Below are 22,603 nucleotides of genomic sequence, written 5' to 3'. Positions count from 1 at the left end.
GTCGTCTCCCACGAGCTCAGCCTGGACGAGGCCCCCACCGCCTACGAGCACTTCGACGCCCGTGACGAGGGCTGGACCAAGGTGGTCCTGCATCCGAACGGACACGGGAACGGCCACAAGCGGTAAGAGACCCGGGGCCGCCGTGCCCCCTGTTCCCCATGGACCGGTCCGGGGGACGGGTGGCGATCTGCCCGTCCCCCCAGACGGGGCTGGGGGGCAATCGCCGCGCTCCGGCCGGACCTGAACCAACAACGATTGCCTGCGCTCCGGCCTGGAGGACGGACGGCGGACGTTCAGCAGTGTCCGCAGTGGCAGCACCCCCTCCAGCGGCTGCGGCCGCCAGCCGGCTAGCGGGCCGTGTGGGAGGCTTCCTTGCCCGACGGTTGCCGCACCTCAACCAGGCCGACGCGACGCGGCAGGGCGTTCCGGCCAGGCGGACACCCGTGACGTGGCTGCGGGCCTTCGGGGAAGTGGTGCGATCCGGGCTCAAGATCGAGGAGACGCGGCTGGAGCCCCTGCTGGCGCTGCGTGCGGCCGCTGGGGTGGCGATCGTCATCGGGCCGGCGCTGTGGCTGGTCTCCCCTGCGTATGCCGCGTCCGCCGCCCTCGGCGCCTACTCCGCGGGTGGGGCCACCTTCCAGCGCAGCTGGCGTCCACGCAAGGTGGTCGCGCTCGGCGCGGGCGCGGGTCTGGCGCTCAGCACCTTCGTGGGCTACCTGGCGGCGGGGCGACTCGTGACGTTCCTGCCGCTGCTGGCCGTATGGGCCTTCGCCGCGGGAATGGCGTGGGCCGTCGGATCGACCGCTGGGATCGTCGCAGCGACGACCGTGGGCAGCATGCTGGTGACCATCACCTTGCCCACGGGCATCGGGCAAGCCCTGGAGCACGCCGGGGTCATCGCACTCGGGGGCGTGACACAGGCCGTGCTGATCTTGCTGTTCCCGATCCGGCGTTGGGGAGCGCATCGTGACGCGCTCGCCGACGCCCTGGCCGCCGTGGCGGACTACGCCCGCCGGTTGCGGCACGACCCGACCGCCCCGTTCGACCCGGAGCCGTTGATGACGGCCCGGGACGCCGCCGCCGTGACGCCGTCACAGGCCCGCACCCGTCCCCCCGTCCTGCACGGCCCCCGGGGACTCGCCGAGCGCATTCGGCCGGTGGTCGCGGCGCTCGCCGACCCGGACGTGGGCGCCCCGGCGGAGGGACCCGGGCGGGACCGCGCGCGGGAGTTGCTCGACGCGGCCGCCGACGTCCTGGATGCGGCCGCCCGTTCGATCCGACGCGGCACTCCCGCCGAGGTGCGGCCCGAGAGCACGGACGTCTTGCGCGTCGACGAGGAGCACGAGGTGCTGGAGGGCCCCGCGCGGCAAGCCGCCGAGCGGCTCGTGGAACTGCTCGGCGAAGCGTTGGAGATCGCCGGGAGCGGCTGCGCGCGCGGGAGGACGCCCACGCCGCCCGGCCCCGCCGGCGTCCAGTTTTTGGTGCGCCCGACAATGCTCCGGCTGGTCCCGGTCGTCGTCCGGGCGGTGCGCCGTGAGCTCCGCCGGGACTCGCCCGTGTTCCGGCACGCCGTCCGCCTGGCGGCGGTGGCCACGCTCGGTTATCTGATCGCCGTCCGGCTACCCCTGGGCCACGGCTACTGGGCGCCCATCGCCTCGGTGATGGTGATGCGGCCGGACTTCCACCGGACGTACGCGCGTGCGGTGGCCCGTCTCGCCGGGACCCTGGCGGGGGTCGCACTCGCCACCGGCATGGTGCGGGCCCTGGGCACGGACGCCCATGTGTCCGGCGCGCTGGCGGTGGTCTCGGCGGGCCTGTCGTACACGCTGAACCGTACCGGCTACGCCTACTCCCAGTGCTTCACCGCCGCGTACGTCGTCTTCCTGCTCGGCATGGGCGGCCAGGCATGGGAGCAGACGGTCCCGGAGCGGGTGGTGCTCACCCTGCTCGGCGGGGCCCTGGCAATGCTGGCGTACGTGGTGTTCCCCGCATGGGAGACACCCCGACTGCCGAGTCGGCTTGCGGACTGGCTCGCCGCCAACGGCCGCTACGCGGCCGCGGTGCTCCGCAACTACGCCGAACCGACCCGGGAGCATCACGCTGACATGCGCAGGGCACTGCTGGAGAGCAGGGAGGCACGTGCCGCCTGGCAGGAGGCATACGACCGGGCAAGGCAGGAACCGGTCCGCCCCAGGGGTCTGACGTCGCGCGAGGCGCAGGAGGCGCAGGAGGCGCTCAAGGGGTTCGGCCGGGCAGCGATGCTCATGGAGAGCCACGTCCCGCGGGCCGACAGCCCTTTCGTCCCCGAGGCGGAGCGATTGGCCGAGGCCCTGGAGACGGACACCGCAAAAGCAGCAGTCGCCGTGCGCGAGCACAGGAATCCGGACTGGGGACGCGTGGAGGAGGCGCTCCACGCGTGGGAGGACGCGGCCGCCGGCAATGGGAGCCCGGTCGTGCGGCGCGAGGCGGAACTGCAAAAACGGGCCTTGGAGGACCTCGCGACAGCCGTGAGCCGTACCCCCCTGGAACGGGACGTCGGCTCTGCTCGCGAGGACCAGCGGGTACGGGCGACCCTGGCTGCGGAAGGTGACGGATCAGGACCCGCGCACCGAGGTGGGTGACGGCGCCGGCGACGGAGAGCGCCGCGCCTCCTGGAGCGGGAAATAGTCTCCCGGCCGCGTCGAGCGCCGCCACACGTACGCCGCTGTCGCCATCACGAGGATCAGACCCGCCAGGATCAGCAGTTCGATGCCCTCGACGTTCCACCGGAAGGACTTCTCCGCCTCGGCCGTCACGATGAGCACCTTGCGGATGCCGGCAATCAGGCCGACGACGAGGAAAGGCTCCGCATCGAGGGTCTGGTTCCTGATGGTGAGGCGGACGGTGTGGAGCAGCTCGGCCACGATGAACAGCACAAGGCTGTTGTCCAGGGCGGAGAGAACGACCGTCTCCTCGCGGTACGGCCCCTGGACCGACCTGATGACGTCGTGGACGACCCCAACGCTCAGGAGCCCCGCGAGCAGTACGAGGAGCGCCGCGACGACGAGGTGGATGCCGTCCTCGATGAGCTGCAGGAGGGCCTGTACCCGGCCGCCCTCAATCTTCGGCAGAATGGGTCGCACAGTCAGCATGCTAGGGGTGCCCCGGCCCGCAGGCGCGGCGTGCTGCCGAACGGGTGGACCAGCGGACCCCTCTCTGTGGTAAAGGGCCTGCCCTCCGATATGGCCCGGAACCTCGTCTTGAAGCGACGCGGGTGACACGTGGCCTCCTACGCCAGAGCGGGCGCGGCACGCCCGGTCACGCCGCGTTTGCGGCGCGCACGCCAACAACGCATATGGGTGGGGGAAATCCGGTCCCGGCCCGCCCGGACGGCTCTCCGCTGGGAGTGCGCGCGTCTGCGCCACGGCGAGTTCCACAGCGACTGGGACTCGGCCGCCGGTCACTTCGCACTGCCGACCGAGGATCCGGCCGCCGATGCACTCGGCCGCTGCCGGATGGCCGTTGCCCTGCTGCGCCGCATGGCAGATCCGGCTCTGCGCTACGCGGAGCTGAATGCCCGGGCGGAGCGCGCCGTGCGGGACGGCAAGAGCCACCGCCGCCGGCCCCAAGGTGGTCAGCGGCTGAGCCGCATCGCCGCGTCCCGCGGGCGCGGACCTTCCCAAAGCCATGATCGCTCTGTGCCCGAACTGCCATGCCCTGAAGACCCGTGGGGCGGTGACCGACGAGTTCCGTGCTCTCCTTCGCGCTACGGCCCTCGCCAGGCACCAGGAACTGCTCGCCGCAGCTCGGTGAACCTGCCCCTTCATCGGCGTCGACAAGCTGGCTGATGGTGGGTGCGGTGCCTAGTGCTGCGGGTGCCCTAGTACTGCAACCGCACTCATGGAATCAGCGCAGGTCAGTTTAGGCGTCTGGGCACTTCGAAGCTGACGGGCCATCAGATATAGAGAGCCGTTGACCTGCCAGTTCGCGATCGGCCCGGCGCGGCGACTATCACCGTGCGCCGTCGGATCGCCACCGCCCAAAAACCGCCGCACTGCGCCCGACCTGCGGTGACGCGACAGGTGCGGTTGCAGTACTAGGACCAAGATGCGGACCATACGCGGGCCAGTGGCTCTGAGTCTGGAATTTCAACCGCCTGTTCGTGCCGGTCAGAGTCGTGTGGGCAGGTGTACCACCAGCAGACGAAGAACCTGCTGTCAGCCGTAGTCCAAGGGCTGTTCTCGTACCTACAACGGCGCGCTTTCCGGCGGACGCACGCCGACCGGTTCGGCGATTGCGCCGACCGCCTGCTGAGTTCGCTGACACCGTGCCGATACCGCCACCCCCGCCGGGGGCGACGGCGTTGCGGACCGCGCCGTGCGGGCTGCGGGTGCCGACCAATCATCGGCGCGGTCCAGCAGATCTTGTTGCGGAACGCCGTACTTCTCCAGGTGGACGCCTGCTTCCGCGTGCGTCAGGCCCGGAAGTCCTCCGCCCGCTGCCCCGGTCAGCCGAGGGGATTGGTGGTGTCCCGCAGGACGGCCAGGGCCGAAGCGTACATGCGGGCCTTGATGGTTCCGAGGGTGTCACCGGCCTTGTTCAGCTGCGCTCGGGCGAACTCCAGGGCTGTGGCGCGCAAGGCGTCGTCGGCGACCGCTCGGTCGATGATGCCCGCGGTCTCGGCGTCCGTTCCGCCGTAGCGGCGGGCAGTGAGCATGGCCTCGTGGGAGGTCTGCGGCGTCAGCCGGCTCTGGATGAGGGCGGCCATGCCGGGCGTGAAGGGGATGTTGATGTCCGCTTCGGGCAGGCACCAGTAGCCGCGGTCGGCACGCATCACACGGAAGTCGTGCGCGAGGGAGAACATCGCGCCGGCCGCGAAGGTGTGCCCCTGCAGGGCGGCCACGGTGATCACCGGCAAGGACAGTACCCGCGCGAAGAGCTCATGGACGGACACGACGTAGTCCTGGTACTGGTCGGAGTGGGCGGACAGCCACTCGAGGTCGAGGCCGTTGGAGTAGAACTTGCCCGTTGCGGTGGTCACCATGGCCCGAGGTCCCTCGGCCTTCTCCACCTCGTCCAGGGCGGTGTTGACAGAGCTGATCCAGTCGGGGTGGAAGCGGTTCTCGCCGTCTCCGAGGTCGAGGACGAAGATGTTGTCCTGGCGGGCGAGCGTGGGCATGGCGGCTCCTTCGAGCTGGGCGGGTCAGGGACGGTGGCGGCTTACGGCCGGCGCCGGGTCTGGATGTGGGCCGGTCGCGCAGGTCGGATACCAACAGGTCGTCGATCCCGGCGGCGGTCGCCTCGATCGGGGTGGTGCTCTGTTCTGCCGGGCAGGGGATCGCCGCGCCTTCGGCTACGGGGATGACGGCGCAGCGAGCTGTGTCCGCCGGCGTGCCACAGGTACGCGGGCGCCGGCAACTGACGGTGACGGCTTCTGGCGGCGGGTCGGGCACCGGAACTGCGAGCAGGCTTCCCTCCTCACCCCACCACTGTGGCAACCGTCACACATCATCCGTACCCTGTGCCGCCGATCATCAGCCTCTGTAGCCCGATACAAAGATTCAAGGTCCTGCACCGGGCCCTGCGGCGCCAGTCTGTCCCCGGACAGGCCCGCCGACCATGGCGAACAGCACACACTTGAGACGAGAAGAATTGTCCTCGTGAACAACGAGCAACGCGGTCACGTCCTCGAAGACCTCTCCCTCGGCGACATTGCCGCCCAGCTGGCCACCGCTCTCGTCCGCGAGATAGCGGCTTACCGTGAGCAGAGCGCGCAACAGTTGGAAACGGACCTGCTCACCGTTCTGAACCCCATATTCGCCATGCTGCGCGCGGGCCGCGAGGCGACGGTTCAAGAGCGGGCGGCCTTCTCCGACTTCGGCGCCCTGCGCGCCGAGATGGGCATAGCCCTGGACTCGCTGCTGGAGGGCTTCCGGCTGACCACTCGAAGGACCTTCGACACGCTCTACGACAAGGCCCGGCGCGTCGCGACACCCGAGGTCGGACTGGAGCTCACCCGGGACTTCTGGGTCTGTTGCGACCAGATGTTCGCCGCCATGGTGCAGGGGCATCGGGAGCGTGAATTGGAGAAGCTCCACGCCGCCGAGCAACATCGAACGCTCCTGCTGCGCCAGCTGCTGACCGGCGAACTACCCGTCGAGTATTTGGCAGCCGCTGCCGACATGCTGGGCCTGGACCTGCACGCGGAGTACCGGGTCTGCCACTCCTCGGGCGGCACCGCAGCCGAGCGGGTGCTGCGCCCGCACACCGTCGCCCTGCTGGCCGAGCCGGCTCCGCAGCGGGTGATCGGGCTGGCCGTCGGTCCGTTGCCCGCTTCACTGGGGCTGCCGGTCGGGCTGAGTGAACCGAGGCCACTGAGCCGGGCGCGCGCGTCACTCGCCGAGGCGGAGCAGGCCAGCGAACTGGCCGTCGCCTTTGGCATCCGGCGCTGCGTCACCGCAGGCGAGCTCCCCCTCCACTCGGCAGTGCTGGCCCTTCCCGCGGTCGGAGAGCAGTTGGTCACCCGCTGCTTCGGACACCTCACCGACGAGCGCCGCACGACCGCAGTCCACACCGTGGACACCTACCTGGCCGCCGACGCCAACATCGAGCAGGCCGCCGCCGCCCTGTTCATCCACCCCAACACCTTGCGCTACCGACTGCGGGCACTCACCGCCGCAACCGGTCTGGATCCCGCCCGCACCGAGGACTCGCTGGCCCTGTGGTGGGCTGTGCGGCACGTGCAGGCGGTGCAACGCGCACGCTGAAGGATGCCCGGCACTGCCCCGTCCCGCGAGCTTCGCGGCGCGGCCACAGGGTCGCCGTTTCGCGGAGCCCGGCCCGGGCAACGTGCACCATGGCCTCGTAGCAAGCGCAGACTCGGCTGCGCCGCATGCTGACCCGTCGCTGACCTTTCTGACGCTACGCCGGTCGCACCATCACCGCCGCTGTGACCAGCGGCGTCGCTGAGCAGCGCGCCCCCGTCAGGGCTGATTGCGTCGGTCCTTGCCCCTCCCCGGCCACGACACCCGCTGCTCGCCGTGGCGACCGCGGTCCTTCTCGCCGCTGCGCTGCTCACCGCTGGCGAAGCCGCCCGTGTCATCGCACTCAACGCACGGCATCGATAGGCGAGTCCACGGCCGAGGCCGCCCGGACCGTGGTTGCCCGGGCGGCCTCGCGCGGGCCGGAGAGGCTCAGCCGTCGGCCCCGGCCGGGGTCGTGGTGGTGGCGAAGCCCTCCATCTTGTTGGCGCTGAAGGCGAATTCATTGCTGAAGGTCTTGCTGAGGTCCACCGGCGAGGTCACGGTCCCGACCAACTGCTCGGTGGCCATCGTGGTCTTCGGGCCGCCGGCCGGCATGATCCCGTCGGGCAGGAACTGGCCCTTGTCCTCGTTCAGGGCCGCGATGTAGTCGGCCTTGGTGACCAGTTGGTTCTCCACGAAGGACGCCGGCAGCTTGTTCGCGATGTCGGCGGCACTGTGGTCGTGGATCCAGTGCATGGTGGCCACGAGCGCGTCGACGACCTTCTGCACCGCGTCCTTGTGCGACTGCACCCAGTCGGTGCGGGCGAGGACGCCGGCAGCCGGGAACGCGCCGCCCAGCGCCGCCTTGGCGCCGTCGGTGGTGGCCAGGTCGATCGCGGAGGTACCGACGCCCTTCTTCTGGATCGCGGCGACCGTCGGCTGTGTCGTCATGACGCAGTCGGCCTTGCCGTTCTGCAGTGCCGCGACGGCGGTGGAGCCGGCACCGACCGCGAGCCGGTGGAACTGATTGGTCTTGACACCCTTCTTCGCCGCCATGAACTGGGTGAGGGTGTCGGTTCCCGACCCCAGGTCCGTGACGCCGAGCGTCTTGCCCTTGAAATCGGCGGCCGACTTCACGCCGCTCTTCGTGGTGCACATCTCCCGCTCGCCCGGCGCCCCGGACAGCTGGACGACGTCCTCGACCGCCTTGCCCTTCGCCTGGAACTCGATCGTGTGGTTGTACCAGGCACCGGCCATGTCGACCTGTCCGGAGGCCATGGCCTCCTCGGCGCCGACACCGCCGTTCTGCTCGGTGCTCAACTCGACCTTGACGCCGTACTTCTTGTAGAAGCCGAGGTTCTGGGCGAGCTGGTAGGGCAGGTAGATCTGCTTGTCGATGCCGCCGACCATGAGTCGGACGGTCGGGGTACCACCGGACCCACCAGAGCCGGACGATCCGGAGCTGCCGGAACACGCGCTGACGGCTCCGAGGGCGAGCACGGTCACGATCGAGGCGGTGAGAGTTCTCTTGAGCATGGCGAGGCATACACCTTTCGGGGCTGTGGGAACCGCTGCACGAGGGCGCGGGGAACGAGAGGCAGTGGCTGGGAGGACGGGCCGGAGAAGCACCCGCGTCAGAGACTGTTCGTCTCGGAGGTGGCCGGCGGGCGCCAGGAGAGCAGCCGGTGTTCGAGTTTGCCGATCAGCCACTCCGCGCCGAGCACGATCACCGCGATGACGAGCATCGTGGCGAACACGCCGTTGGGGTCGAAGTTGTTCTGCGCGGTCTTGATGACCAGGCCCAGACCGCTCTGGGCGCCCAGCACCTCGCCGACCAGCGCGCCGACGATGGCGAAGCCGAAGGCGCTGTGCAGGCTGGCGATGATCCAGGTCAGCGCGGAGGGCACGATGACGTGCCGGGTGATCTGCATACGGGAGGCGCCGAGCACCCTGACGTTGGCGAGGACGTTGCGGTCGACCTCGCGGACGCCCTGGAAGGCGTTGAAGAAGACGATGAAGAACACCAGGACCGCGGCGAGCAGGATCTTCGGGGTCACACCGATACCGAAGGCGACGATGAAGATCGAGCCGAGGACGATGCGCGGGATCGCGTTGACCATCTTGATGTACGGGCCGAGCACATCGGAGAGGTAGCGGCTCTGCCCGAGCGCGACACCGAAGACGATCCCGGTGAGGGCACCCACGACGAAGCCGACGAGTGCTTCCTCGATCGTGGTCCATATGTTCTGGTAGAAGGAGCCGAACTGGGTGCCGTGCTGGAAGAGGTCGATCAGCCGCTGCCAGATGCCCGACGGCTGGCCGAAGAAGAACGGGTCCACGACGCCCCACGTCGTGAATGCCTGCCAACCGCCGATCACGAAGACCGCGAGACCGATACGGCCGGCCCACACCAGGGCCGCACCCCGCCGGGCGGCGCGCTGCGCGGCGGCAGCTGCCGGCCCTCTGCCGCCATCGTTGACGGCAGAGGCGGAAACGGTGGACGTCGTACTCATGCCTTGCCTCCTGCGGTCAGGGCGTAGGCACGCTCCACTTCCTCGCGCAGCGTGTCCCAGATCTGGTGCTGAAGTTCGATGAAGCGGGGCTGGAAGCGGATCTCCTGGACGGAGCCGCGCGGGCGGGGCAGGTCGATGTCGAAGACCGCCTTGACCGAGCCGGGGCTGGAGGTCATCACGACCACCCGGTCGGCGAGTGCCACCGCCTCGTCCAGGTCGTGGGTGATGAAGATGACGGACGGCCGGATCTGCTCCCACAGGCTCAGCAGCTCGGTCGACATGATCGCCTTGGTCTGCACGTCCAGGGCGCCGAACGGCTCGTCCATGATCAGGATCTTGGGTTCGTTGATCAGCGCCGCGGCCATCGCCACGCGCTTGCGCATACCGCCGGACAGTTGGTGGGGGTAGCGGTCCTCGAACCCGGCGAGCCCGACCCGGCGCAGCCAGTCGCGTGCGGAGGCCTGCGCCTGCTGCTTGGGCACCCCGCGGAAGACGGGACCCATCAGCACGTTGCCGAGGACGGTCTTCCAGGGCAGCAGCGCGTCGGTCTGGAACATGAAGCTGACGCCGTCGGTGATGCCGTCCACCTCGCGTCCGCCCACCTTGACCGATCCCTCGCTGGGCCGGTCGAGCCCGGACACCATGCTCAGGGTCGTCGACTTGCCGCAGCCGGTCGGGCCCACCACGGCGCAGAACTGGCCCGGCTCCACGGTGAACGAAACGCCTCGCAGCGCCGTGAACACCTCACCGGCAGGGGTCAGGAATCGCTTCGTGAGCCCGGAGATCTCGATGCGTGCGTTCGCATGTTCCGCCGCATCGGGGCCCGGGCTCGTCGCGACATCGTTTCGCGAAGCCATGTGGGAGCCGCTTCCTTCCTTCGTTCGGAGTTCCTCGGTGGGTTCCTCTGGAGATACGTCGAGGTCCCTCACGGGCCGAGGAAGGCAGACGCTAGAGGCAGCCGCGTATGACGTCGCTGTTTCCGAGCTATCTCGCGATAGTTGCGTAAAGCGGGCTTCTGCTCGTTTTGCTCATCGGACGGGGGGTGGGCAGCACCCTGCCCATCAGGCACAATCGCGCCACCCGGGCACGTGCATCGGCCGGCCCGGCACCATGCACGACCGGACCGAAGAGGCACCCGTGATACCCATCCGTCTCCGAACAGGCCGCGGCGGGAAGCGGAGACTGTCCACGCGGATCCTCGCCAACCAACTCGTCATCCTCGCGCTCACCGGTCTGATCGGCTTCGTCCTGTTCGCCTTCGCACAGCGGGCCGAACTCGACCGCTCCTACGAACAGCGGGCCCTGGACATCGCACAGACCACGGCTGCGGACCCGCAGATTCGGCAAGCCATGGCACACGGGGGCGGCAGCAACGTGGTGCAGACGGTCGCCGAACGGATCCGCCGGGCCTCCGGCGCCTCGTACGTCGTCGTGATCGACCTCCAGGGCATACGGCACTCGCACCCCATGCCCGCTCTGATCGGCGAGCCGGTGGACGAGCCGATCGTGGTGCGGGACGGCCGCCCGCACGTCGGCGCCGACCAGGGCGCGACCGGGCGGTCCGCCAACGGCAAGGCCCCCCTGCGCGGGCCATCCGGCGCGCTGGTCGGCGAGGTGTCGGTGGGCATCCCGGAACACGATGTGCTCGGCGAGCTGTGGCGCGAGCTGCCCACCTTCGGGCTGTACGCCGCGACCGCCACCGCGATCGGCGCGGCGGCGGCCTTCCTGCTGGCGCGGCGCCTGAAGCGAACCACGTTCGGCCTGGAACTGGAGGAGATCGCCGGCCTGCTACAGGACCGCGAGGCGATGCTGCACGGCATTCGGGAGGGCGTGGTCGCCTTCGACCCCGACCGGCGGATCACCGTAGTGAACGACGAGGCCCGGCGGCTGCTCGGCCTCGGCACGGCGCTCGGCAGCCGGCTGGAGGAGGTGCTGCCCGACGGCCGGCTGCGCCGCGCGCTGGACGGCACCCTGACCGGCACCGACGTCAGCGTCCTGACCGACGATCACTGTCTCGCCGTCAACCGCATGCCGGTCACCTTGCACGGCCACGAACTGGGAGCTGTCGTCACCGTGCGCGACCGCACCGAGCTGATCGGCCTGCTGCGCGAACTGAACTCCGTGCGCGGGCTGACCGACGCCCTGCGGGCCCAGCAGCACGAGTTCACCAACCGGATGCACACACTGGCCGGGCTGCTGGACATCGGCGAGCACCGGTCCGCGTACGAGTACGCCATCGAGACGGCCCGTTCAGGGCAGGCACTGACCGAGGCCGTGCGTCGGCACATCGGCAACCCGCTGTTGGTCGGGCTCATCGTGGCGAAGACGACGGTTGCCGCCGAACGCGGGGTGCGACTCGTCCTCACCGACGACTCCGCGGTCGGTTCGGACCCGCCACACCTGCGGAGACTGCTGACCATCGTCGGCAACCTGCTCGACAACGCCATCGACGCGACGGCGGACGCGCCACCCGCCGACGGGGGACGCCGGATCCGGCTGACGCTGACCGAGGGCGACGAGTTGATCGTCGTACGGGTGGCGGACAGCGGTCCGGGCATCGCCGCGGGCACTGCCCGGTCGATCTTCGAGGACGGCTGGTCCACCCGCCCCGAGCGGGGCACCGCGCGTCGGGGCCTGGGACTGGCCCTGGTGCACCGGCTGGTGCAGCGGCACGGCGGCACCATCACGGTCAGCGAAGGCCCGGGCGCGGTTTTCACGGTCGTACTGCCGCTGCCGGACACGGCGTCGGCACCACAAGGAGCCCTGTTCACAAGGGCGTTGCCGATGGGAGGCGAGGGCTGGTGATCCGCACCCTGGTGGTGGACGACGACTTCCGGGTCGGCCAGATCCACAGCGACTACGTGCATCGGGTGAAGGGCTTCGAGGTCGTCGGCGAGGCGGCGACCGTGGCCGAAGCGCTGGACGCCGTCCGCGCCGTGCACCCTGACCTGCTGCTGCTCGACGTCTTCCTGCCCGACGGCAGCGGACTGGACATCCTGCGGCGGGTCAGCCAGGACCAGGGCGACGCCCGTCCCGACGCCCTCATGATCACCGCCGACCACGACATATCGTCCGTCCGCGCCGCGATGAAACTCGGCGCCATCGGCTACCTGGTGAAACCGTTCGGCGCAGCCGACCTCGCCGAACGGCTCGTCGCCTACCGCCAACTCCACGACCGTGTCGACGCGCTCAGCCGGACGACCACGGCCGATCAGGCCGACGTGGACGCCCTCTTCAGCGCCGCCCGCCCACCCGCCGTCCCCCGGATCCCGGCCAAGGGCCACTCCGCACCCACACTCACCGCCATCCACCAGGCCCTGCGCACCGCCCGCACCTCCCTGTCCGCCGCCGAAGCCGCCGACGCGACCGGTGTCTCCCGCGCCACCGCCCAGCGGTACCTGTCCTACCTCGCCAAGGAGGGCACGGTCCGCCTGGAACTCCGCTACGGCACCAACGGCCGCCCCGAACACCGGTACCGCATCGCGCGCTGAAGAACACCCGTACACGCCCCCCGAACGAAGGCCGTCCGTGCGGTCGCCGGTCAGGGCAGCGTCCACAACCGGACCGTGACGAGGTAGAAGACGACAGCCCAGAAGGCCATCGCCACGGCGACGAGACCGAGGCCACGCAGGTTGGTTCTTGCCGCCGGTTCGTTCGGGGGCGGCCGCAGCCAGCGCCCGAGCAGCGGGTTCACGTAGTAGGGCATGGTCAGGAAGCTCATGATGAAACTCGACAGCAGGTTGCCCACGAGCAGGCCGATCCAGAGCGGCATGTGCAGTGGGGACAGAGCGAGCGTCAGCAGCACGACAGTCGGGTACAGGCCGACCCAGATGGCGAGGGAGGTCCTGGTCTCGGAGGGCGCCGGTGGTGCCTCCTTGCCGTTGCCCTCGAAGGCGAACCAGCTGCCGAACGAGTTGTCGATCGTGTGCAGCTTGAAGTCGCTGAACTTCTCCCCCTCGGCCAGGACCTCCTGCCGCTCGGGCGACGTCAGCCAGGCGTCGAGGTGCTCGGCGCTGTCGTAGCGGTACAGCGTGGTCCATTCCTCCTGAAGTCCCTCGATGGGGCGGAAGAGCTCGGTCCCGCGGAACCCCTCGAACTTGCTCTCCTCCTGGACCATGTGGTGCTGCCAGTCGAGGAAGTCGTCGACCTGGTTCGGGGGGACGCGGTGGGTGACCACCACGGTGACCAGCGGATCCAGTGACTGGGTGCCGCTGCTGACCACCTGCTGGGTCGCCGGACCGTCGAAGTACTTGGCGCCGACGTCGAGATACGTCTGCCTGGTCCCGCTGTTGATCCACGCCTGAAGATGCGCCACCGAGTCGAACCGGTACACGACGATCCAGTCGGGTTGCAGCGATGTCGGCGGGGAGATCTCGGCGCCGAGGAAACCGGGGTAGTAGGCGGCAGCGGCATTGAGGTTCTCCTGCCACGACTCGAACTCCCGTTCCGACCCGGGCAGTACCTTCTGACCGATGATCGCCGTCGCCGCGGCGGCTACGTTCTTTTCGGTGTTCATGCGGCTCAACCCGTCGACACCGACTGCTCCGCAGGGAGTCGGCCGTAAATGCGTTCCGGAGTCAGCGGCAGCGCACGGTAGCGGACGCCCGTCGCGTCATGCACCGCGTTCGCGAGCGCGGGGGCCACCGGGTTGATACAACACTCGGCCATCCCCTTCGCCCGCATGGGCCCCGTCGAATCCGCCGAGCCCACCAGGAGGACCTCGGTACGGGGGATGTCGGCGTAGGCGGGGATGCGGTAGTTCCGGAGGTTCGGATTGACCATGACGCCCCTGTCGTCGAGGTGATGGTTCTCGGTCAGCGCGAAGCCGATCCCCTGCGCGACACCGCCCTCCACCTGTCCCCGGACCTGCGCCGGGTTGATGACGACTCCGGCGTCCGCCGCATGCACGCTGTACAGGATCCGTATCTCCCCCGTCACGCGGTGCACGGCGACGCGGAACCCCTGCGTGTTGGAGGTGACGCTCCGGGGCGAGCCGTACGCCCTGCGTGCGGCGGTGAATCGGATTCCACGCGTCCGGGCCAGCGCGACGAGTTCGGCCAGCGACACCCGCCGGTCCCCGCAGACGACACCGTCGTCGTCCATCACGCACATCACGACATGGACACCCGTGTGCGCCGCGGCGAACTCCAGGATGCGGTCGCGCACGGCGCCCGCCGCCCGCAGGACCGCGTTGCCCGCCACGAAGAGGCCGGCGCTCGCGAAGGCACCGGTGTCGAAACCCGTGCGGTCGGTGTCGGACTGCACCAGACGGATCCGCGAGGGCGTCGTGCCCAGTTGGTCAGCCGCGATCTGGACATGGGCCGTGGATGTTCCCTCCCCGAACTCGGGGGTTCCGACGGCCAGTTCGTAGATGAGGTCGTCGCCCAGGGTGACCCAGGCCTCGGAGAGGTGTTCCGTCGGGGGCGCGGTCTCGTGCAGGGAACTCGCCACGCCGGCTCCCACGAGCCACTCGGGGCCGGGAGGCGGCCGGTCGGCCGTACGGGCCAGGGCGTCGCCCACCAGGTCGATGCACTCGGCGAGTCCGTCCTCGGTGAAGACCACGTCGTCGGGGCCCTCGTGCAGGGCCACCAGGGGCTCACCCGGCCGAACGATGTTGCGCCGGCGCAGTTCCAGCGGGTCGATGTGCAGGGCGCGGGCCAGTTCGTCCATCGCCGACTCCACCGCGAACGCCGGCTGCGTCATCCCGTAACCGCGCAGCGCCCCGCTCGGCACGGTGTTCGTGTAGACGGAGTACGCGTCGTACTTCTTGTTGGGGCAGCGGTAGATCATGACGGCGGCTCCGCCCGCGTACAGCGTTTCGCCGCCGTGGTTCCCGTAGGCGCCGGTGTTCGACACGTTGCGTACCTGGAAGGCGGTGAGGGTGCCGTCGGCCTTCGCGCCGAGCTTGACGGTCAGGGTCATCGGATGCCGCGGCGAGGCCGTGGTGAACTCCTCCTCACGGGTGTACTCGAGGCAGGTGGGCCGTCCGGTGTCCAGGGTGGCGAGTGCGACCAGGTCCTCGGCGATCACCTCCTGCTTGCCGCCGAATCCGCCGCCGACGCGCCTGCAGAACACCCTCACCTGATCCGGGCGCAGCGCGAACAGGTACTCCAGTTTGACCTTCGCGATCGACGGTGACTGCGAACTGGTGCGGACGATCAGCCGGCCGTCCTCCATCCAGGCGATGGAACCATGGGTCTCCAGATGCGCGTGCTGGACCCGCGGTGAGAAGTACGTGGCTTCGTGGACCACGTCGGCCACGGCGAATCCTGCGTCGACGTCGCCGATGTGCGAGTGAAGTTCGAGCAGGATGTTGTGGACGGGGTCGCGGACGAACGGATCGTGGGAGCGGTGCAGTTGGGGTGCGCCGTCGGCCATCGCCGCCTCCGGGTCGAACACCCCCGGCAGCACCTCGTAGTCGACCGCGAGACGCCGGGAGCCCTCCTCCGCGGCCCCGACCGTGTCGGCCAGGACCGCGGCGACGCGCTGCCCGGCGAAGCGGACCGTGTCGTCGAGGATGCGGGTGTCGTCCGGGTCGACCAGGTGGTCGGTGTGGATCGCCGTGGTGAAGCGTCTGCGGGGTACGTCTTCCCAGGTGTAGACCCGGTGCACGCCGGGCACCGCGAGGGCGGCGCTCTTGTCGATCGAGAGGACCCGGGCGTGCGCGTGGGGTGAGTGCAGCACCTTGAGGTACAGCATGCCGTCGATCCGCGTGTCCATGGTGAACTCGGCGTGACCCGTCACCACGTCGTGGCCCGCGGGAGCGCCGACGCTCGTCCCGACGGCCTTGCCCGGTGCTGCGGTCTCCACCGCACTGACGCCCTTCACGGCGTCCTCGATCGCCCGGTATCCGGTGCAGCGGCAGAGGTTGCCCTTCAACGCCCTTGGCAGATCCGCCTTCTGATCCTCGGTGAAGGTCGCCGACGTCATGATCATCCCTGCGGTGCAGAAACCGCACTGGAACCCGGGGGCCTCCTCGAACTGCCGCTGCACGGGATGCAGAGCGCCGGGCCGTCCGAGTCCCTCGATCGTGGTCACCTCCCGGCCGTCCGCGCGGAACGCGGGGGTGATGCAGCTGTGTACCGGTGCGCCGTCCAGCCACACGGTGCAGGCCCCGCAGTCGCCCGCGTCGCACCCCTTCTTGACGCCGAAGTGGCCGAGTTCGCGCAGGAAGGTGCGCAGGCACTGGCCGGGGGCCGGTTGCCGGTCGAATTCCCTCCCGTTCACGATGTAGCTCATGCCAGGTCCCCAGCCGTGAGTTCGCGGCGGATCTCTTCGGCGAAGTGCCGTGTCAGATGCCGACGGTGGTCGGGGGTTCCGTTGGGATCGGCGAACCAGACGTCGGCCGGCACGGCGTCGATGCTCTGCCGCAGGGTGCGGGCATCGGGCAGGGAGTCGAAGGCGATGCGGAGCGGCCGTGTGGTCCCGGCCGTGACGGTGAGCACCAGGTCATTCGCTTCCAGCCGTTGTGTGCCGACGAGGAACACCGTCGAACGGCCGAGCCGGGTCAGCGTGAAGCGACGGTGCGCGGTGCGTCTGCGCAGTGCGTGCTCCGGAACCGTGATGCGTCGGAGGATCTCCCCGGGGGCGAGAACGTTGCGGTGGTCGCCGGTGACGAAATCGAGGGCGTCGACGAAGTGCACGGAGCCATCGGGCGACCACAGTTCGTACTGCGCCTCCAACGCGACCGTCAGCGTGATCATCGGGCCGGCGGGCAAGGACATGCAGATGTTTCCGCCGACGGTCGCCGCGTTCCAGACCTTGAACGAGGACAGGAACGCCTCACAGCTTGCCCGAAAGAGAGTTCCGGCGGTCCAGTCCTCCGGCCACGGGAAGGCGTACAGGTCGCGAACAGTGCATGTGGCGCTGATCTCCAGGCCCTTGTCCGTCGGCACAAGGGGCTCCCAACGCAACGCCGTCAGGTCGATCAGCCGTCGCAGGTCCGGCTGCTCCGTGGAATAGAGCCATGTCCCGCCTGCGAGCCAGGCGTCACCGTCGCGCCAGTCCATGCCTGGCCGCTCGGACGGTCGCCGGACTACTTCGGTGATGGTGTTGAGGTCCATGAAAGCCGACCCACGGGGGAACGGAGTTCGGGAAGACAACTGTCCCCTGCCCGCACCGTTCGGGGCGGCTGAGCCGCGAGGGACCGGCGGGCCCGGACATTTCCGTCATCACCTTGTCGCAGTATGTGGACGAGGGCCCGGCCGAGGACAGCCGAGAGTAGCCGACCCACCCCGGACCGTCACCTCGCTTCATGACGATCGCGAGCGAAGGTGGCTCAGCGCCCGGGCTGCGGCGTTGGCGCCGCACATGCCGTGCGCACCGGGGCCCGGCGGAGTTGCCGCCGAGCAGATGAAGTGACCCGGCAGGCCGGTGTCGTAGGGGCGGAGCGTCATACGGGGGCCGAACAGCAGTTGCCGGGCGTCCTTCGCGCCGGTGAGGATGTTGCCGCCCACGAAGTTGGGATTGCCTGCGGCGAAGCCGGCGGGCGGCTCGGTCGCGGTGCCGACGATCCGTTCCCGGAAGCCGGGGGCGAACCGTTCGATCTGGGCGACGACGGCCTGTGTGATGTCGCTGTCGTAGCCATGGGGGACATGGGCGTAGGCCCACACAGGGTGGATGTCTCCGACCGAACGTGCGGGGTCCGCCAGATACTGCTGGCCGACCAGGACGAACGGCCGCGGTGGCATGCGTCCGATGTGTACCGCGCGCTCGGCGGCGGCGACCTCGGCGGGCGGTCCGCCGAGGTGCACGGTGCCGGCCCTGCGTGCGGCCTCGGCCCGCCAGGGCACACCGCTTTCGACAGCGAAGTCGACCTTGTGGGCCGCGGGGCCGTAGCGGAAGCGGCGATAGGCGCGCAGGCTGTGCGACGGCAGCCGATCTCCCAGGATCTCTGCCAGTACGCTCGGGGCGACGTCCCACAGCACGACGTCCGACGGCGGGAGTTGGGACGCCGACCGCACCCACACCCCGGTTTCGATCGTGCCTCCGAGGTCGCGGAGCAGCGCGGCCAGCGCCCTGGTGATGGCCTGCGAGCCTCCCTCGGCGACCGCCCATCCGTGCCGGTGGCCGGCGGTGAGGATGCCGAGGCCGATGGCCGAGGACAGTGGCAGGTCGAGGGGGCGGAAGGCATGGGCGGCAACTCCCAGCCACAGGGCGCGGGCCTGTGGTGTGCGGAACACACGGGCCAGGGTGAGTGCGGGCAGCAGGGTCGGGGCGCCGAAGCGAACCAGCTTCTGCGGATGGCTGGGCGGCCGTAGCAGCGGGCCGAGGATGTCCTCGCTGAGCGCCTCATAGCCTTCCGCCGGTGCCTCGAACAGTGCGCGCCAGCGCCGTCCGTCAGGGCCGAGATTCGAAGCCGTCTCGGTGAGCGAACGGTGGAGCACGCCTGCCGTGCCGTCGTCGAGGGGGTGCACGCAGTCGATCTCCGGCAGGCGCCAGCGCAGCCCGTACCGGTCGAGCCCGAGATCGCGCAGCAGGGGCGAGCCGACGGCCATGGGATGGACGGCCGAACAGTGGTCGTGCAGGAGGCCCGGCACGATCGCCTCGACGGTACGGGTGCCGCCGCCGATCTCGTCGGCGCCTTCGAGCACTGTGACGTCGACGCCCGCGCGAGCCAGGACCACGGCGGCAGCCAGTCCGTTGGGGCCGCTGCCCACGACGGTTGCGGTGGTCATGGCTTCTCCGCTCTGCCGAGGCCGTGGTTCACGCGGGGCTCCCCAGCGTCGCGCCGCCCTGGCCGTCGTAGCCCGCGACCGGGCTCGGCTCCTGCTGTTCGCGGCGGAAAGTGACGGTCAGTGGGATCGGCCCGTTCGGCAGCCACGGCTGCTCGTTCACCGCGTCGTTGACCTTCCAGTGGCCCCGCTCGACGACGCCGAGGGCGGCGTCGATCACCTTGTAGTGCTGCACCTTGGAGTGTATGGCCTGAGACTCGACCCAGACGACGATCCACTCACCCGGGGCGAAGCCGACGCGCCTTTGCACGGCGCTGATCAGGTCCTCGTCATGCAGGTGGCCGTCTCCGAAGTTGAACCCGATCAGCGAGTTGCAGCCGAACTCGGCCTCGCGGAGGGTTCGGGAGTCCAGGTCGGGGAGATTCCTGGCCAGCACGCTGAACAGGCCTCGGCCCTGGCTGTGCATCGACCTCCATGCGAGCGTCTGCTGCATGGTGATCTCGGCGACCTGCGGCTGGTATCCCATCGCCTGCAGTTGATCGACCTGGTTCGTGGTGGGCCGATGCGCCAGGGTGTTGAGCTTGGCCTCCGCACCAGGAGCGAACGTCCACACCGCCGAGGCCCAGTTGCCGGCGTACTGCCGCATCGACGGCAGGAAGGACACCAGGTCCGGCCGCAGGTTGCCCAGAACGGGGAAGAAGACCAGCGCGGCGGTGACGAGGAGCGCGAGCCAGGGCGGGGACATGGCGGTGACGCCGTAACCGCCCTCGTTCGGGAAGCCGAGGAACAGGAACACCGACAGATAGCCGAACAGGATGTTCCACTCCAGCGGCACCGCCAACGGGAACGTCGAGGTGATGAACAGGTGGAACACCACCATCAGTACCACGGCGGCGAGGGTGAGCCGGTGGTCCGTGGAGAACAGCAGGACCAGCGGGGTGATGATCTCCACGGCGGTGCCGCCGGCGTGTGCCATGAACGCCGCGAGCTTCGACGGGCGCAGGTCGTGGGGGAAGTTCCGGTAGTGCGCCCGCCTGATCCACTTGCCCGGCACGCAGGGACTGTTGGAGACCATGGGCGGGACGACGTTGGTGAAGTGTCGGCCGAATTTGGACACCCCGGCGCCGACCCAGACGCTGACGATGAGCAGCTTCGCCGCGGTGATCATGTCCACGAAGGGAAAGAAGGCGAAGAAGACCAGTGCGGGCAGATACTGCTCGCCCCGAGCCGCGAGGAAGACGGTCTTGTCCCGCAGCCCGACGAGCACGTACAGGACGATCGGTGGGTACAGGAGCACAGGATCGACCAGCCCGGAGGTGTTGCCCGGCAGCGCCGCCGACAGTGAGTCGCTGTGCACCCCGGGCAGCACGACGGCCACCAGGAGGGCCGCCAGGAAGGCGAGGTAGAGGATCACGTCGACGGCGGTGCGGGTGTCGCCGCCGGTGAACGGCACCCGCTTCCACGGCCGCAGCCGGATGGTGCCGGGTCGCGCCCAGAACAGGATCCCGCCGGTCATCGGCTTGAACTTGCCCGCGATCGGCCCCCAGGAGCCGGCCAGACCGATGGCCTCCAGCAGGACGGTCCACAGCACGAGCTTCTGGTAGGTGATCGGTTCGTTCCACCAGGCGGCGACGTCCCAGAAGGGACCGACCCCGGACGTCTCGGTGGCCAGCACAGTGCCGCCGACGACGTACAGGACCAGCAGCTTGACCACGTACACGGTGTGGATCATCTTCGGGCTGCCGAAGCCGTACTGCACCCAGTGCAGTGCGAGCACCTTCGTCCGCTCGAACAGCGGCTTGTCGAGGAAGGTCTCCGGATCGACCGGGGGGAAGTCCCCTGTTCTGAAGCCCATCGTGGCCGTCCCTTCGGTGTGTTTTCGGGGCAGGGGGAACGCCGTGCGACGAGGTCGCGCCGCGTCGTGGGGAGGGTCTGGGGTGTCCGGCCGCGGGCCGTCAGCCGGTGGGTGTCGATGCGCGCCGAAGTGCCGGCTTGTCGATCTTCCCGACCGGGTTCTTGGGGAGGGCGTCGCCGACGTCGATCCGGGTCGGGACCTTGATCTTCGCGAGCCGTTCGCGACAGTGGGCGAGCAGATCCTCGACGGTGGCGTGCGAGCCGGGGTACAGCGCGACGAAGGCGACCGGTACTTCGCCGAGAACCGCGTCGGGCGCGCCCACGACAGCCGCTTCGAGAACTGCCGGGTGTGCATGCAGCGCGTTCTCGATCTCCTTCGGGTAGAGGTTCTCCCCGCCCCGGATGATCATGTCCTTGATGCGGTCGACGAGGACCAGGTAACCGTCGTCGTCGAACCGGCCCACGTCACCGGTGCGCAGCCAGCCGTCGACGATCGTCGCTGCCGTCTCCTCCGGCCGGTTGAGATAGCCGCGCATCACGTTCGGGCCCTGGACGACGACCTCGCCGGTGCCGTCGGTGACGACGCGCCCCTGCGGATCCATGAGCGCGACGCGCTGGCCGGGCAGCGGAAGCCCGACCGTGCCGGGCTTGCGCCGGCCGGCGACCGGGTTGATCGTCGTCGCGCACGTGCCTTCCGACAGCCCGTACCCTTCGACGACCGGCACTCCGTAGCGCTCCTCGAACCGGGCGATGAGCTGTACGGGCATCGGCGCCGCCCCGCACACGGCGAGACGCAGCGACGATGCGTCCGGCCGCACTTCGGCGGGGAGTCCGGCGAGCAGCGCGTAGATGGCGGGGACGGCGGAGAAGTAGGTGGGGCGCACCCGCTCCACCGTCTCGAAGAAGGTGTTCGCCCGGAACCGGCCCGCGATGCTCGCTCGTCCGCCCGCGCGCAGGGCGGACAGGACGCTCACGACGATCCCGTTGACATGGAAGAGGGGCAGGACCAGCAGGCTGTGGTCGCGGGGGCCGAGCCCGAGAGCGGCGACGATCATCTCCGTCATCGCCCGGACGTTGTCGTGGTCGAGCATCACGCCCTTGGGGCGGCCGGTGGTGCCACTGGTGTAGATGAGCAGAGCGAGCGCCGAGTCGTCCGGGCGTTCAGGGGGGACGTCATCCACGGCGGCCGGGCCGTCCGGAAGTCCGGCGAGGTCCTCCACATCGAGCGTGACCAGTTCCGCGTCGGCCTCTCCGACCACCACCCGGGCGCCGGCGTCCTCGATCTGGTGGTACGCCTCGTCCACGGTCAAAGCGGGATTGACCGGAGTGAGCGCTGCGCCAAGTCGCCAGGCCGCGAACAGAGTGACGACGAGTTCGATGCGGTTGGGCAACCGGACCGCGACGACATCGCCCCTGGACACCCCGTGCGCCCGCAGCACGGCTGCCGCTGCGCGCACCCGGGCGGCGAATGTGGTGTTGTCCAGGCCGATCAGGTCGTCGGCCAGACAGGGCCCGTGCGGATCACGGCCGGCGCGTTCCTCGGGCAGAACGGCGAGATGCATGGGCATCGTCCTCTCGTGTGCTACTGCGGCGTGCGGTTCGTCACCGTGAGCCGTGCGGTACGCCGCTGTGGGAAAGGACGGTAGAAAGTCGGGGTGACGTGGGCCATGGAGCGAAGAACCGAAGCTTCCGCCGGGCGTTGTGCCCACGTCACAACGGCGTTGCGGAGAGGTGACCGGCGTCCTCGGAGCCTCCCCCTGAGTGGTGGACACCCTGACCTCGACCCCGGTGGGGGTCGGGAGAGGGTGACCGATTATGGTGATGAAGGTCTATTCGCCCG

General features: G+C 69.6%; 15 protein-coding genes and 1 pseudogene. 5 read left to right on the top strand and 11 right to left on the bottom strand.

Translation table 11 applies throughout. The features are described 5' to 3' along the window. Together ACFYX0_RS41095 and ACFYX0_RS41090 are read left to right on the top strand one after the other, a co-directional pair. Positions 1-126, top strand: a pseudogene (locus tag ACFYX0_RS41095) (aldehyde dehydrogenase); the annotation flags it as partial. 317 nt (positions 127-443) lie between these two features. Continuing rightward, positions 444-2,621, top strand: a complete 2,178-nt coding sequence (locus ACFYX0_RS41090; RefSeq protein ID WP_388979269.1) for an FUSC family protein — start codon at positions 444-446, stop codon at positions 2,619-2,621. Here ACFYX0_RS41090 and ACFYX0_RS41085 read toward each other — a convergent pair. Together ACFYX0_RS41085 and ACFYX0_RS41080 are read right to left on the bottom strand one after the other, a co-directional pair. Further along, positions 2,595-3,131, bottom strand: a complete 537-nt coding sequence (locus ACFYX0_RS41085) for a phosphate-starvation-inducible PsiE family protein (RefSeq protein WP_388979266.1) — start codon at positions 3,129-3,131, stop codon at positions 2,595-2,597. The genes ACFYX0_RS41090 and ACFYX0_RS41085 overlap by 27 nt on opposite strands. 1,355 nt (positions 3,132-4,486) lie before the next feature. Then, positions 4,487-5,158 (bottom strand): enoyl-CoA hydratase-related protein, encoded by a 672-nt coding sequence (locus ACFYX0_RS41080; protein WP_388979263.1) that lies wholly within the window; start codon positions 5,156-5,158, stop codon positions 4,487-4,489. Between the two features lie 481 nt (positions 5,159-5,639). Between ACFYX0_RS41080 and ACFYX0_RS41075 the strand changes: the two genes are divergently transcribed. Then, positions 5,640-6,746 carry a PucR family transcriptional regulator gene (locus ACFYX0_RS41075; protein WP_388979260.1) on the top strand — a complete coding sequence of 369 codons (1,107 nt, stop codon included), beginning with the start codon at positions 5,640-5,642 and terminating at the stop codon, positions 6,744-6,746. Positions 6,747-7,172: 426 nt separating this feature from the next. On the opposite strand, the gene ACFYX0_RS41070 is transcribed toward ACFYX0_RS41075, so the two are convergent. The 3 genes from ACFYX0_RS41070 to ACFYX0_RS41060 form a co-directional block, all read right to left on the bottom strand. Beyond that, positions 7,173-8,258: an ABC transporter substrate-binding protein gene (locus tag ACFYX0_RS41070; protein ID WP_388979258.1), complete on the bottom strand. Its 1,086-nt coding sequence runs from the start codon at positions 8,256-8,258 to the stop codon at positions 7,173-7,175. 98 nt (positions 8,259-8,356) lie between these two features. Then, entirely contained in the window at positions 8,357-9,235 is an 879-nt protein-coding gene (locus tag ACFYX0_RS41065) for an ABC transporter permease (protein WP_388979255.1), read from the bottom strand. Next, positions 9,232-10,092 carry an ABC transporter ATP-binding protein gene (locus ACFYX0_RS41060; protein ID WP_388979253.1) on the bottom strand — a complete coding sequence of 287 codons (861 nt, stop codon included), beginning with the start codon at positions 10,090-10,092 and terminating at the stop codon, positions 9,232-9,234. Before ACFYX0_RS41060 ends, ACFYX0_RS41065 begins: the two co-directional genes overlap by 4 nt. A 280-nt stretch (positions 10,093-10,372) precedes the next feature. Here ACFYX0_RS41060 and ACFYX0_RS41055 point away from each other — a divergent pair, with 280 nt between their 5' ends. Next, positions 10,373-12,040: an ATP-binding protein gene (locus tag ACFYX0_RS41055; protein WP_388979250.1), complete on the top strand. Its 1,668-nt coding sequence runs from the start codon at positions 10,373-10,375 to the stop codon at positions 12,038-12,040. Continuing rightward, positions 12,037-12,726, top strand: coding sequence for a response regulator (locus ACFYX0_RS41050; protein ID WP_388979247.1), 690 nt, complete (start codon positions 12,037-12,039; stop codon positions 12,724-12,726). The genes ACFYX0_RS41055 and ACFYX0_RS41050 overlap by 4 nt, the downstream gene beginning before the upstream one ends. 50 nt (positions 12,727-12,776) lie before the next feature. Here ACFYX0_RS41050 and ACFYX0_RS41045 read toward each other — a convergent pair whose 3' ends face one another. The 6 genes from ACFYX0_RS41045 to ACFYX0_RS41020 all read right to left on the bottom strand — a co-directional run bounded on the left by ACFYX0_RS41045 (position 12,777) and on the right by ACFYX0_RS41020 (position 22,325). Beyond that, the gene (locus ACFYX0_RS41045) at positions 12,777-13,751 is read right to left on the bottom strand and encodes an antibiotic biosynthesis monooxygenase (RefSeq protein WP_355923012.1); all 975 of its coding nucleotides are present in this window, start codon (positions 13,749-13,751) and stop codon (positions 12,777-12,779) included. A gap of 5 nt (positions 13,752-13,756) precedes the next feature. After that, a complete protein-coding gene (locus tag ACFYX0_RS41040; protein ID WP_388979244.1) occupies positions 13,757-16,474 on the bottom strand; it encodes a molybdopterin-dependent oxidoreductase in 2,718 nt (905 codons plus the stop codon). Next, positions 16,471-17,298, bottom strand: a complete 828-nt coding sequence (locus ACFYX0_RS41035; RefSeq protein WP_388979241.1) for an FAD binding domain-containing protein — start codon at positions 17,296-17,298, stop codon at positions 16,471-16,473. The genes ACFYX0_RS41040 and ACFYX0_RS41035 overlap by 4 nt, the downstream gene beginning before the upstream one ends. A gap of 189 nt (positions 17,299-17,487) precedes the next feature. After that, positions 17,488-18,912 carry a phytoene desaturase family protein gene (locus ACFYX0_RS41030; protein WP_388979238.1) on the bottom strand — a complete coding sequence of 475 codons (1,425 nt, stop codon included), beginning with the start codon at positions 18,910-18,912 and terminating at the stop codon, positions 17,488-17,490. Between the two features lie 28 nt (positions 18,913-18,940). Further along, positions 18,941-20,764 carry a DUF3556 domain-containing protein gene (locus ACFYX0_RS41025; RefSeq protein WP_388979235.1) on the bottom strand — a complete coding sequence of 608 codons (1,824 nt, stop codon included), beginning with the start codon at positions 20,762-20,764 and terminating at the stop codon, positions 18,941-18,943. A gap of 100 nt (positions 20,765-20,864) precedes the next feature. Beyond that, positions 20,865-22,325, bottom strand: a complete 1,461-nt coding sequence (locus tag ACFYX0_RS41020; protein WP_388979233.1) for a class I adenylate-forming enzyme family protein — start codon at positions 22,323-22,325, stop codon at positions 20,865-20,867. Positions 22,326-22,603 lie beyond the last annotated feature (278 nt).

It is taken from the genome of Streptomyces sp. NPDC002573 (assembly GCF_042889625.1).
In the GTDB taxonomy this organism is placed as follows: domain Bacteria; phylum Actinomycetota; class Actinomycetes; order Streptomycetales; family Streptomycetaceae; genus Streptomyces; species Streptomyces gibsoniae.
This window is presented reverse-complemented; position numbering and strand designations above follow the sequence as displayed.